The organism is Paracoccus everestensis (genome assembly GCF_021491915.1).
In the GTDB taxonomy this organism is placed as follows: Bacteria; Pseudomonadota; Alphaproteobacteria; order Rhodobacterales; family Rhodobacteraceae; genus Paracoccus; species Paracoccus everestensis.
In genome coordinates this window covers 418,674-430,789 of sequence record NZ_CP090836.1, presented here as the reverse complement: position 1 = coordinate 430,789, position 12,116 = coordinate 418,674, and the positions used below count along the sequence as shown (strand labels likewise).

Genomic DNA, 12,116 nt, shown 5'->3' with positions numbered 1-12,116 from the left:
CGCCAGAAAGCGCCCCATCACAAGTAGTCCGCCAGCTTGAGTTGCGACAACCGTCCGATCACGGAATACAAGGTCTGCAGCTTCGTCTCGGACTCGCTCAGGGCGGCCGAGGTGGCAAAGGGATCGGCCTCGCGCAGGGTGTTGCGGGCAATTTGCAGCGTGGCGGTCGCGGCGGTTCCCTCGGTCTGCGCCGTGGCGATGACCTGCTGGGCATAGCCAATGCGTGACATTTCAGCAATAAGGGGGGGCGAGTTGTCCAAAAGCGCCTTGCCGGCAGCCTGCAACAGCTTCCGCCTCTCGGCGCCATCCCCCGCCAAGGCGCCGTGATCAACCAATGCCGCCATCGCCAGACCCTTGAGGCTGTCACGGAGCGCCGGCGACAAGGCGGTCGTGGTCAGGGCGATTGTCGCATCTTCAGCAATGGGCGTCAGTTGCCCCCCTGATCCGCCGTGATAGGCGACATCCGCGAAACCGCCCATGCCGGGGGGCGCGTCGAACCAGGCCGACACGGCCTGGGCCACGTCTTGCGCCGTGGCCAGCCCCGCAACCTGTGCGGTCAGGGCAGTCAGGATCGTGTCCGCCGAAGCCAGGGGCTGAGTATCGCTTTGCGTGCCGGAAAACAGGAACCGCTGCCCCACCGTGCCGTTCAACTGGCCGATCACCGCCTGCAGCGTCGATGCGGCCTCGGCTGAACGCGCGGCAATCAGTCCGTCCGTCACCCCCAGGGGTTCGAGATAAAGTCCCTTTCCCAGATCGCCGGTCATCGACTGGACCGAACTCAGGGCGTCTTGCATCCCCCTGGTATGGGCTGCGGCCTCGGCCGCGTTGCGCCCGAATTGCGCCAGCATGGAAAGCCGCGATTCGATTCCGGCCAGGGCTTGCGTATTGCCCTGCAGCCTGCTGCCCAGATCGGCGACCTCGCCGCTGGACAATTCGGCGGTCAGCGTGGCCATGGTGGTCTTGATCCGGCTTGACGCGGCCTGCATGGCAAAGGCGCGCGCCTGGTCCCCGATGGATTGCACCGTCATCGTCATATCCCCAGTATCTGATCCATCATGGTCTGGATGGCCTGAATGACCCGCGCATTGGCGGCATAGGCCTGTTCGTATTGCAGCAGCCGCTGCATTTCGGCGTCGCTGTCCACCCCGTCGGCAGCCAGGCGGGACCAGATCGTATCGGCCTGCCCGTTGCGGATCGCGGCGTCGGACTGGGCGTTCACCCGCGCGGTCGAAACCTGTGATTCCACCGTGCCCAGGCGGTCGGCCAGCGAGGCCTTGCCGCTGAATCCGGTGCCCGTCAGCGCGGATGTCGCCTGTTCCAGCGCGTCCGACACCGCGATCAGCAGGGACGCATCGCCGACCGCGCCCTCGGCCCCGGCTTGCAGGCCGGACCGCAGGCGCCAGACCGCGCCTCCTTCCGATCCCACAACAACGGCGTTCACGCTGATCCGTCCGGCCAGCCCTGTCTTGTCCGCCAGACTGGCGCGGGCGCCGCTGTCGGTGAACAACCCTGCCGAGGTCGCGTTCAGCGTGCTGTCAACCGCCGGATTGGCTAGGCGTTCGTGCAGGTCATATGCAAGGTCGTCCAGCGATGCCTGGATCGCCGGGGCAAGTTCGTCGCGGATGGCGAAGTTCGCCGCCAGCGATCCGCCCGCATAAAGCCGCATCTGCGACGCCGTCAGTTCGGCGCCATTCTGCGTCAGCAGCGCCAGCCCCGCCCCGACGGTCAGGCCCGCCGTCACCTGCCCCGCCGCGTCGAAGGACAGCGCGGTCGGTGTGGTGCCGTCCAGGAGCACGGCGCCTTCGGCCGTGAACAGCGCCACGGCCCCTGCGGCCCGCGTCACCTCCTGCACCGGGACGATCTTCGCGATTTCGCCGATAATCCCCTGCCGCTGGTCGATCAGCGCCGAAGGGTCCGAGCCATCTGCTTCCATCACGGCAATACGGCGGTTCAGATGCGCGACTTCGGCCAGAGAGGTGTTCAGCGTGGCGACCTCCGTGGCAATGGCCTGATCGGCCGCGCCGCGCGCGGCCTGAACCTGGCCAGAGGCTGCATTAAACCTGGCAGCCAGGGCCTTTGCCTTGTCCACGGCCTGTGTCAGACGGATTTCGTCGTCGGGGCGGCTGGCCGCAGACGACAGCGCGGTCTGGAAATCGGTCAGCGCCGCGCCCAGACTGCCCGGATTGCCAGCGATACCGATCCGTTCCTCGATCTGCGTTGCAAAGGCAAGCCTGGTGGAAGCCTCGGCCCGCGCAGCCTCGGCCAAGCGCGATTCGGACAGCACGCTGGCATTGACCGCGCGGGTGACGCCGTCGACACGCACCCCCCCGGCATTTCCGCCCGCTGTCTGGGCGCTGACCGCCAGTTCGCGCCGGGCATAGCCAGGGGTCGCGGCATTGGCCAGGTTCGCTGCCACGGTTTCGGTGCCCCGTGCCGTGGCCGTCAGGCCCGTCATGGCATTTCCCAAGGCGCGTGCAATGCTCATCGGCTTGGCCTCCTCAGCGCTTGATGTTGGTGGTTTCCTGCAACATCTCATCCACGGTCTGGATGATCTTGGCGTTGGACGAATAGGCCCGCTGCGTCTGGATCAGATGGGTCAGTTCCTCGGCCACATCGGTGGTCGATCCCTCTAGGGCAAAACCCTGGACCGATCCTGTCGGCCCATCGCCCGAATCCCACAGGAAAAAGCTGCCCGAGGTAGGAGAGATCGTGAAGGCCTGAGAATCGACGGAGGTCAGGCCGTTCGGATTGGGCACATCCACCAGCGGGATCTGATACAGCGTCTTGACGAAGCCCGTGTCATAGCTGGCCTTCAGGAAACCGTCCGCATCCACCTCGACCGTGGTGAGGTTGCCGACCGAGGATCCGTTCTTGGTGATGTTCGTGGGCGAGAAGCTGGCCGAAAGCTGGCGCATTCCGGTTGTCCCGCCCGGCGTGCCGATGACCAGGTCCATCGGTCCGCCCGCCACGGACAGGCCGATCGCCCCCGTCACCGGGTCATAGGCCCCGCCGCTGAGGGTGGTCACGCTGGCAATGCTGCCGCCTTTGGCCTGGCTTTCATCAAAGGTGATGCGATGCGACCCCACCAGGTTCGATGCGGGATCCGAGGCTGAATCGCGCACCTCCATCACCCAGGTGTTGGACATACCTGTTGAATCCGACGTGTCTGGGACAAAGCTGATGTTCAAAGCTTCCGACGTGCCCAGGTTTCCGAAATACTCCACCTTCAAGGCCAATGGGTCGCCGGACTTGGTGGGCAGCGTTTCGGTGGCGGGCAGGTTTACGCCCAGCGACACCTGGGTTGTCGGGTCGCCTGCGGTCTGATTCGCGCTGATCCGCAACGGCACCAGCCCGGTCATGGTATCGCGGGACATCACCGGGATCGAGCCATCAGACTGGGCGGGCCATCCCATCAGGACCAAGCCGGACTGGGTTTTCAGCACCCCTTCGGCATCGGTGCGGAACGACCCTGTGCGGGTCATCATGAAAGGCAGGTTGGTAAAGCCGTTGTCCAGATCCACCGCCGACGTGACCGGCAGCATCCCCCGACCCGACACCGCAATGTCCAGCGGATGCGAGGTCGTGGACAGCGCCCCGTCATCTTCGATCACCCGGTTGGTCGTGGCCGTGACGCCGCCCGCCGAATACATCCCTGCAATGCGGTGCTGGTTCAGCACGAAGGAATTGAAGTCGGTTTCCATCCGCTTGTAGCCATAGGTGCCCGAGTTCGCGATGTTGTCGGAAATCGTTGCTAGACGGGTGGAATTGGCCGCCAGCCCCGAGACACCGGCGCTCATCGCGGAAGACATTGACATGGCATCACCCTTTTACAGTTCGCCTTGATCATCCACCGCAGGGCTTAAGATTCGCCTAATCGCGTCGGCTATCTCAGTAAAATCACCTCGATCCGGTTATTGGCGGGATCCATGGGGTTGCCGGTCTTGCCCTTGCGGTCGGCATATCCCGTAATCCGCTGGATTCGCTGTCCGTCCAGGCTGGACCCCTCCAGCAGGTTGCGGACGGCATGGGCGCGCGCATCCGACAGCGCCCAGACCGGCGAACTCACCAGGGTTTCGGGATAGGCGCGGACATGGCCCGATATGGCGATCTGGTTGCGGGTCTTGGCAATGACGCGCGCGATGATTCGGGTCAGCTCCGACAGGACCGGCTGCGGCTGGCCCGTATCCTCGACGAACAGTGCCTGCTCGGTCAGATCGCCCAGTTCAATGACCAGGCCTTCGTCGGTCATGCGCGTGACGACATGGCGCAGCAGGTTGGTCAACTGCTGCGATTCGCCGCCGCTTGCGCGAAGCTGACGGTCGATCTCCTCGGCCACCTGCTGCAAGGTGATGTCAGACGATTCCTTGCCCTGCTGTTCAACGCCCTCGCCCGAAGCGCCGGGCGTTCGCACGATGGTGGGGTTGAAATAGTCGGCCAGTCCCGCCCGCTGCTGTTCGGTCGTGGCATTCAGCAGCCACATCAGCAGAAAGAACGCCATCATGGCGGTCACGAAATCCGCATAGGCGACCTTCCAGGCGCCGCCATGGTGGCCGCCCTCGCCGGAAGCGGTCACCCGCTTGATCATGATCGTGGGGCCTGCCGCCCCCTTCTGCCTTGCCATCGCCATACCGCCTTCGATTACCAGACGGAATGTCGCGGCAAGTCGGCCCCGGAACAAGCCGACCCCTCAAATGCAAGGCATTATCCCCTGCCGTGACGGCGGTTCAGTCGCCGTGCCAGCCGCTGATGGCCTTGGAGTCCATGAATTCCTCAAGCCCCATGATCCCGCCTTCGCGGGCGCGGCCCGACATCTTGACACCCCCGAATGCCGACCCCGCACCGCGCGACTGGCCGTTCATTTCCACCATGCCCGACCGCAGACGGCGGGCGACACGGTTGCGCTTAGTCCCGTCCTGCGACTGGACATAGTTGGTCAGCCCGTAAGGCGTGTCGTTGGCGATCCTGATTGCCTCCTCCTCGGAATCGAAGGGGATGATCGACAGGACCGGGCCGAAGATTTCCTGCTGGGCGATGGTCATGTCGTTTCCGACATCGGCGAACACGGTGGGGCGGACGAAATAGCCGCGGTTCACGCCTTCGGGCAGACCGGTGCCGCCGGCGACAAGGCGCGCGCCTTCGTCGATGCCCTTCTGGATCAGATCTTGGATCTTGTCCCATTGCGGCTTGCTGACCACGGGGCCGATATGCTTGCCCGGCTGATGGGCGCTTGCGACAGGGGTCTCTTGGGCCACCTTGGCCGCCGTTTCGACCGCCTGGTCATAGACCGAGCGTTCCACCAGCATCCGGGTTGGCGCGTTGCAGGACTGCCCGCTGTTATAAAAGCAATGCCGCGCGCCCCGCACCACGGCCTTGTCGTCGGCATCGGCGAAAACGATGTTGGCGCCCTTGCCGCCCAGTTCCAGCACGACCTTCTTCAGCGTGTCGGCGGCAGCCTTCGTGATCGCGATCCCCGCGCGTGCCGATCCGGTGAAGCTGATCATATCCACGTCCTTATGCGTGGAAAGCTGGGTTCCGACACCCGGCCCGTCGCCGTTCACCAGGTTGAAGACGCCTTTCGGCAAGCCTGTCTCGTCCACGATCTCGGCAAAGACCATCGAGGACAGGGGCGCGATCTCGGACGGTTTCAGCACGCAGGTGTCGCCCGCCAGGATCGCGGGTATGACCTTCAGCGTCACCTGGTTCATGGGCCAGTTCCAGGGCGTGATCAGGCCCACGACGCCCACCGGCTCCCACGCGACCCTGGAGGCCGGGGCATGGTCCCCAAGCGGCTGAACGAATTGGAAGTCCCTGAACGCGTTTACGAAATTCTCGATATGATAGGTGCCTGCAGCAACCTGATCGCCCAGGGACATATCCTGGGGGGCGCCCATTTCATGGCTGATCGCCCAAGCCATATCCTGCGCACGGCGGTTGTAAACCTCCAGGATCCTTTCGACGTGGCGCAGCCGTTCGGCGGGTTCAGTGCAAGACCAGGTCGCGAAGGCCGCCTTGGCTGCGGCCACCGCGCGGTCGGTATCCGCCTGATCGCCCAGACTGATAACGGCCACCGCTTCCTCGGTCGAAGGGTCGATCACCTCGAGGTCTTTGGCACGGACAGGATCGACCCATGCCCCGTCGATATAGAACTTGCGCTTGTCCAGCAGACCGGTCATCGCGACCCCCTCCCCTTCGGATTCCTTGCACAAGGTGAAACGATGGCGAGGCCCGCGCAAGCCTTGTAAATATCGACAAATTCCGTCGATAAAATGACTGGCATTCCGGTCCGCTTGGCCTATCTTGCACCGGCAACCTTTTGGAAGGACGCCCATGTCCCTGCGCATCAACGACATTGCCCCCGATTTCACCGCCCCCTCGACCGAGGGAGAGATCCGGTTCCATGACTGGCTGGGCGACAGCTATGCCGTCATCTTCAGCCATCCGCGCGATTTCACGCCGGTCTGCACGACCGAGTTCGGCGCCGTGGCGCAACTGATCCCAGAATTCGAGAAGCGGGGCACCAAGGTTCTTGGCGTGTCGGTCGATTCGGTGGAAGACCACGGCAAATGGAAGCGCGACATCGAACAGGTCGCCGGCGTTCCCGCCAACTTTCCGATGATCGACGACCGCGACATCACGGTGGCCAAGGCATACAATATGCTGCCCGCTGACCACGACCTGCCGGCCGAGGGCCGCACGCCTGCCCATTCGGCGACCGTGCGCAGCGTTTTCATCATCGGCCCCGACAGGAAAGTCCGGCTGACCATGACATACCCCATGTCCGTGGGCCGCAATTTCGCGGAAATCCTGCGCGCGCTCGATGCGGTGCGCAAGACCGACGGCGTCCCCCTCGCCACACCCGCCGACTGGGTGCCGGGCCAAGACGTGATCGTAGCCCTGGCCTTGGACGACAACGCGGCCGAGGAACGCTATGGCCCTTTGGATATCAAGCTGCCCTATCTGCGGTTTGCGAAGGATCCGGTGTGATTTCCGGGCCGGCCAGCCGTCATCGCGGCTGCCCCGCCTTTCCCTGCCACTTGTGCCGCATTGCCCATAACCTATCCCCGGCCATGCGCACCTGCCGGATCAGTGGGTAAAGAGGGTGCCGACCGCCGGAGGATCGCTTGGGCTGCGAATGCGACGCGATCTCGCTGTCCGCCCCGGTCGTTGCAGCCAGGGGCGGCCAGACCGCCAAGCCGCGATCGCGTCGCGCCAGCCAGTGGCGCATCTGCATGTCGATGGGTGCCATGATCGCGCGGTTCTGCGCAACAAAGGCCTGTGCCCCCGTCCGGGTCCACAGCAGGGCGGTTGTCGTCATCGGAAAGTAATGCGCATGGGTCAGGCCGTGTCCCGCGCCCAGGGCCCCCAGCGGCGTGAAGATCTTGTGTCGGACCGGTGCCAGATGAACGATGTCCCAGTTTTCGCGCCGGGGTCCGAGCCAGTCCAGCAAGCCCTCAAGGCCAGCCACAAAGGCCGCGTCCAGCAGGACATCGTCCTCGAGCACCAGGCACAACTCTGATCCGGTGCGCAGAAAATGGTCCAAGCAGTCGAGATGGCTCAGATAGCAGCCGATTTCCCCGCCCCGCATCGGGCGGCCAAGTCGGCGGCGCGCGGCGTCCGGATCGTGGCCGGGAAACTGGCCGGCCGGACGCGTGCGCCCGTCAAAGGCCGGCACGCGTTCGAAAGCCAGACCGGCGCGGTCAAGCTGTCCGGCCGCCGACCGCAGGCGTTCGGTCGAATCGTCGAGGTTAATCAGATAGACGGGGAAATCGATCACAATGCCCCCCCGAGCACCCGGCCCAGAAAGCTCCGCTCGGGCACCTTGCCCCCATGCCGCCTGTCCAGTTCGCACCGCAGATCCTTGGCCCACAGATGCACGGCCCAGGCATCCTTCGGAAGATCCGACATGGTCACGCCGTCGGGAATCAGAAAGCGCGCAGCCTCGCGTTGGGGGATCGCATAAAAGGTGGAAACAGGACGCGCGTGGCAGATCTCGCCCGTCACCCGCAGAAAATGCGTCAGCCCACGCGGCCCGGTTGATCCCCACGGCCAGCGGTCTATCGGCATTCCGCGCCCGAGGGTCCGCACTCGGTACTTGAGCCTCCGAAAGCCAGACATGAAGGGCGGAATGCCCCTTGTCCCGGGATGGAACTGCCGTAGCAGGCGCAGGGTCCGACTGTCCTTCGGAAGGCGCAGAACGGCGTTGTTCACCGTTGTTTCGTCCTCGTGTCCAAAAATCCAGGGGGAATTGCCATCAAAGGGGCGCAAGGCGATGACGTCGAGGTCCACCCAGATCATGTCGGTCTGTTCAAGCAGAGCATAGCGAAACAGGTCGGCATGCGGCGCTGGGCTGCCGGACCGTCGGTCCCTCAAGATCCCTTGGGTGGGAAGGATCTCGTGTGCGTCCCGCCACATCACGCCCCCTGGCAGGCCGCCCACCGGCGAGGGCGAGAACACGGTGACGCTGTCGCCATGACGCAGGAACGACCGCAGGCTTGCCATCTCGATTGGACCCAGGCCCTCTCCGATCCAGAAAGACGCCAGATTAGCCATTCACGTCCCCCTCAGCGGAAAATGCCCCCGGAAATCGGGGGCATTCCATCGGCGCACGACAAAAGGCATCAGCCCTCGGCTGTTTCTTCCTTGGCTTCGGTGATCTCCTGGCCGGTTTCCTGGTCGACCATCTTCATGCCAAGGCGGACCTTGCCGCGGTCGTCAAAGCCCAGCAGCTTGACCTTGACCTCTTGGCCTTCCTTCAGGATCTCGTTCGGGTGGTTCAGGCGCTTGGAGGCGATCTGGGACACATGGACCAGGCCGTCGCGCTTGCCGAAGAAGTTCACGAAGGCGCCGAAATCGACCAGCTTGACGACCTTGCCGGTGTAGATCTTGCCTTCTTCCGGCTCGGCCACGATCGAATAGATCATGTCATAGGCCTTCTTGATCGAATCGGCATTGGCCGAAGCAATCTTGATGGTGCCGTCGTCGTTGATATCGACCTTGGCACCCGACACTTCGACGATCTCGCGGATGACCTTGCCGCCCGAGCCGATCACTTCGCGGATCTTGTCCGTGGGGATCTGCATCGTCTCGATCCGCGGGGCATGGGCACTGAACTCGCGCCGGCCTTCGGTCAGGGCCTTGGCCATCTCGGCCAGGATGTGCAGGCGGCCGTCCTTGGCCTGGGCCAGGGCCTGTTCCATGATCACCGGGGTGATGCCCGCGACCTTGATGTCCATCTGCAAGGAGGTGATGCCGTCGGCGGTGCCTGCGACCTTGAAGTCCATGTCGCCCAGGTGATCCTCATCCCCCAGGATGTCGGTCAGGACGGCCCATTTGTCGTCCTCCAGGATCAGGCCCATGGCCACACCCGCCACCGGCGATTTCAGCGGCACGCCCGCGTCCATCATGGCCAGCGATCCGCCGCAAACCGACGCCATCGAGCTTGATCCGTTGGACTCCGTGATCTCGGACACCAGGCGGATGGTATAGGGAAAGTCCGTGGGCGCGGGCAGAACCGCCTGCAGCGCGCGCCAGGCCAGCTTGCCATGGCCGATCTCGCGACGGCCCGGCGAACCGACACGGCCAACCTCGCCCACCGAATAGGGGGGGAAGTTGTAATGCAGCAGGAAGTTCGACCGGAAATTGCCGTGCAGCGCGTCGATGATCTGTTCGTCGTCACCGGTGCCCAGTGTGGTCACGACCAGGGCCTGGGTTTCGCCACGCGTGAACAGCGCGGAGCCATGCGTGCGGGGCAGGATGCCCACTTCGCTGTCGATGGCGCGGACGGTGCGGGTGTCGCGGCCGTCGATGCGGGCGCCGCCGTTGATGATGTCACCGCGCAGGATGCCCGATTCCAGCTTTTTCAGCGCCGAACCCAGGTTCGGATCGGCCAGTTCGCCTTCGGACAGTTCGGCCACGATCTTTTCGCGCACAGCCTGGATGGCGTCGCGGCGCTCGGCCTTGTCGATGATGCCGTAAGCCGCGCGCATCCCGGTTTCGCCCAGTTCCTTCACGCGGGCGGAAAGCGCGCTGTAGTCGGGCGACTGGAAATTGAAGGGTTCCTTGGCCGCAGCCTCGGCCAGGTCGATGATCAGGTCGATCACGGGCTGCATCTGCTCGTGGCCGAACTTGACGGCGCCCAGCATTTCTTCCTCGGTCAGCTCATAGGCTTCCGATTCGACCATCATCACGGCGTCCTTGGTGCCGGCGACAACCAGATCCAGGCGCTGCTCGGGATTGGACCGCAGCTGGTCCATGTCCTGAACCTCGGGGTTCAGCACATAGGCGCCATTGGCAAAGCCCACGCGCGCCGCGCCGATCGGACCCATGAAGGGCACGCCCGACAGGGTCAGCGCAGCGGATGCCGCGATCATGGCCACGATGTCGGGATCGTTGACCAGGTCATGCGACAGCACGGTGCACATCACCAGCGTTTCGTTCTTGAAGCCGGGTGCGAACAGCGGGCGGCAGGGACGGTCGATCAGCCGCGCGGTCAGCGTCTCTTTTTCGGTCGGCCGCGCCTCGCGCTTGAAGAAACCGCCCGGGATCTTGCCGGCGGCATAATATTTTTCCTGATAGTGAACCGTCAGCGGGAAGAAATCCTGCCCGGGCTTTGGTTCTTTCGCGAAGGTCACGTTGGCCATGACGCTGGTCTCGCCCAGGGTGGCGATGACCGTGCCGTCGGCCTGACGGGCAACCTTGCCCGTTTCCAGCGTGAGCGTTTCCTGGCCCCACTGGATGGATTTCTTCACTTCATCAAACATCTGGTTTCCTCTGGGCCGCGCCAGCCCTCTGGCCGCGCCCGTGTCATATGGCGACCCCATTGCCGCCGCCCCTATCCTTTGCATGTGCCCCGGGGCTTGGGCGTCACGTCACAGATGGCGGGGCCTTACAGGAAAACAAGGGGTTTGGGAAGTGGCCGGATGCCTGCTCTGGCAGGGGGAACGGCATTCCGAAGGCGGCTCCACGGACGGTCTTGCGGGCTGCCAAGACAAGACGCCCGCGACCAAGGGCCACGGGCGCTGCCTTTCCGGCTGGGCAATGGCAGGCGCTAGACGGCCGCCGTCCGTTCGGACGGCGCGGCCTGGACAAGCGGCTGCGCGGCGGTGTGTTCGGCCACTTCCTTCTGGGCAGGATCGGCCTTGGGATTGACCTTGAGGGTTTCGACAAGGCTCAGCAGCTTTTCGCGTTCCATGCCCCGGATCGCCCAGGCACGGGCGCGCTCCTCCTCGGTCGGGTCGCTGGCCTCGGCGGGTTGGCGGGCCGCCATGTCGGACGCCTTAAGCACCGGCTCGGCTGCAGGCCGGACGGAAACAGGGGCTGTGCGCGGCGCGACAATGGCCGGTGCGGCGGCAGCAGCGGTTGAGGCGGGCTGGGTTTGGGGTGCAGCCGAGGGTGCGACCGGCCCGGATGGGGCTTGCGTGGCCGGTGGCAGGACAAGGGACTGTGCCGCGGCAGCATCCTCGACCAGTTGCAGCGCCTTGTCCGACAGGTCGAACGTGACCCCTTCGGGCTGCGCCTGCTGGGCGTTTTGCTGTTGGGCTGCCGCCTGCTGGGCTGCTGCTTCCCGGGCCGCCTGCTGGGCCGCAGCCGCCCGGCCCACGGCGCTATTAGGGTCTGCATTGGGTGCCGCCGGGGGCAAAAGCGGACTTAGGATCGGTTTCAAAACACCAAGTACCATTCGCGGTTCCTTTCGTTGACGCCTTCGATTTTAGAAGGCGCCGAAACCGATTCCACAGAAAATCCTTTTGTATTTTAACGAAAAATTAACCAACCCAGCGGTGCGAAATGCAAAGCGCCCGCGACAGGATCGCGGGCGCTTTGTTGTTCGGTCGGGCCGAGATCAGCGGCGCAGGCCCAGCTTGCCGATCAGGTCGGTATAGCGGGCTTCGTCCTTCTTCTTCAGATAGTCCAGCAGCTTGCGGCGCTGTGCGACCATCATCAACAGACCACGACGCGAATGGTTGTCTTTCTTGTGGGCCTTGAAATGCTCGGTCAGGGTAGCGATGCGCGACGACAGGATCGCGACCTGCACCTCGGGCGAACCGGTATCGCCTGCGGCGGTGCCGAATTCCTTGATGACGCGGGCTTTTTCTTCAACGGTGATCGACATCGGGATC

11 protein-coding genes are annotated in these 12,116 nt (G+C 64.3%); 1 reads left to right on the top strand and 10 read right to left on the bottom strand.

Features of this window, described 5'->3' with window-relative positions; translation table 11 throughout:
* Window positions 1-17: 17 nt before the first annotated feature.
* The 5 genes from LZ585_RS02120 to LZ585_RS02100 all read right to left on the bottom strand — a co-directional run bounded on the left by LZ585_RS02120 (window position 18) and on the right by LZ585_RS02100 (window position 6,164).
* Window positions 18-1,028 (bottom strand): flagellar hook protein, encoded by a 1,011-nt coding sequence (locus LZ585_RS02120; RefSeq protein WP_234854816.1) that lies wholly within the window; start codon window positions 1,026-1,028, stop codon window positions 18-20.
* A 2-nt stretch (window positions 1,029-1,030) separates the two neighbouring features.
* The gene (flgK, locus tag LZ585_RS02115) at window positions 1,031-2,485 is read right to left on the bottom strand and encodes a flagellar hook-associated protein FlgK (RefSeq protein ID WP_234854815.1); all 1,455 of its coding nucleotides are present in this window, start codon (window positions 2,483-2,485) and stop codon (window positions 1,031-1,033) included.
* Window positions 2,486-2,498: 13 nt separating this feature from the next.
* Window positions 2,499-3,815: a flagellar hook protein FlgE gene (locus tag LZ585_RS02110; RefSeq protein ID WP_234854814.1), complete on the bottom strand. Its 1,317-nt coding sequence runs from the start codon at window positions 3,813-3,815 to the stop codon at window positions 2,499-2,501.
* 68 nt (window positions 3,816-3,883) lie between these two features.
* Window positions 3,884-4,621, bottom strand: coding sequence for a flagellar motor protein MotB (locus LZ585_RS02105; RefSeq protein WP_234854813.1), 738 nt, complete (start codon window positions 4,619-4,621; stop codon window positions 3,884-3,886).
* 103 nt (window positions 4,622-4,724) lie between these two features.
* Window positions 4,725-6,164: an aldehyde dehydrogenase family protein gene (locus LZ585_RS02100; RefSeq protein ID WP_234855720.1), complete on the bottom strand. Its 1,440-nt coding sequence runs from the start codon at window positions 6,162-6,164 to the stop codon at window positions 4,725-4,727.
* Between the two features lie 163 nt (window positions 6,165-6,327).
* Between LZ585_RS02100 and LZ585_RS02095 the strand changes: the two genes are divergently transcribed.
* Entirely contained in the window at window positions 6,328-6,984 is a 657-nt protein-coding gene (locus LZ585_RS02095) for a peroxiredoxin (protein WP_234854812.1), read from the top strand.
* Window positions 6,985-7,003: 19 nt separating this feature from the next.
* On the opposite strand, the gene LZ585_RS02090 is transcribed toward LZ585_RS02095, so the two are convergent.
* The 5 genes from LZ585_RS02090 to rpsO all read right to left on the bottom strand — a co-directional run bounded on the left by LZ585_RS02090 (window position 7,004) and on the right by rpsO (window position 12,109).
* Window positions 7,004-7,774 carry a glycosyltransferase family 25 protein gene (locus tag LZ585_RS02090; RefSeq protein ID WP_234854811.1) on the bottom strand — a complete coding sequence of 257 codons (771 nt, stop codon included), beginning with the start codon at window positions 7,772-7,774 and terminating at the stop codon, window positions 7,004-7,006.
* Window positions 7,771-8,415 carry a glycosyltransferase family 32 protein gene (locus tag LZ585_RS02085; protein ID WP_234854810.1) on the bottom strand — a complete coding sequence of 215 codons (645 nt, stop codon included), beginning with the start codon at window positions 8,413-8,415 and terminating at the stop codon, window positions 7,771-7,773. Before LZ585_RS02085 ends, LZ585_RS02090 begins: the two co-directional genes overlap by 4 nt.
* 203 nt (window positions 8,416-8,618) lie before the next feature.
* Window positions 8,619-10,760: a polyribonucleotide nucleotidyltransferase gene (gene pnp, locus LZ585_RS02080; RefSeq protein WP_234854809.1), complete on the bottom strand. Its 2,142-nt coding sequence runs from the start codon at window positions 10,758-10,760 to the stop codon at window positions 8,619-8,621.
* 287 nt (window positions 10,761-11,047) lie between these two features.
* Window positions 11,048-11,677 carry a hypothetical protein gene (locus tag LZ585_RS02075; protein WP_234854808.1) on the bottom strand — a complete coding sequence of 210 codons (630 nt, stop codon included), beginning with the start codon at window positions 11,675-11,677 and terminating at the stop codon, window positions 11,048-11,050.
* A 162-nt stretch (window positions 11,678-11,839) separates the two neighbouring features.
* A complete protein-coding gene (gene rpsO / locus LZ585_RS02070) occupies window positions 11,840-12,109 on the bottom strand; it encodes a 30S ribosomal protein S15 (RefSeq protein WP_234854807.1) in 270 nt (89 codons plus the stop codon).
* Window positions 12,110-12,116 lie beyond the last annotated feature (7 nt).

Excerpts from the sequence above, each read along its gene's own strand:
- LZ585_RS02120 (WP_234854816.1), bottom strand. The coding sequence starts at position 1,028 with ATGACGGTGCAATCCATCGGGGACCAGGCGCGCGCCTTTGCCATGCAG.
- flgK (WP_234854815.1), bottom strand. The coding sequence starts at position 2,485 with ATGAGCATTGCACGCGCCTTGGGAAATGCCATGACGGGCCTGACGGCC.
- LZ585_RS02110 (WP_234854814.1), bottom strand. The coding sequence starts at position 3,815 with ATGTCAATGTCTTCCGCGATGAGCGCCGGTGTCTCGGGGCTGGCGGCC.
- LZ585_RS02105 (WP_234854813.1), bottom strand. The coding sequence starts at position 4,621 with ATGGCAAGGCAGAAGGGGGCGGCAGGCCCCACGATCATGATCAAGCGG.
- LZ585_RS02095 (WP_234854812.1), top strand. The coding sequence starts at position 6,328 with ATGTCCCTGCGCATCAACGACATTGCCCCCGATTTCACCGCCCCCTCG.
- pnp (WP_234854809.1), bottom strand. The coding sequence starts at position 10,760 with ATGTTTGATGAAGTGAAGAAATCCATCCAGTGGGGCCAGGAAACGCTC.
- LZ585_RS02075 (WP_234854808.1), bottom strand. The coding sequence starts at position 11,677 with ATGGTACTTGGTGTTTTGAAACCGATCCTAAGTCCGCTTTTGCCCCCG.
- rpsO (WP_234854807.1), bottom strand. The coding sequence starts at position 12,109 with ATGTCGATCACCGTTGAAGAAAAAGCCCGCGTCATCAAGGAATTCGGC.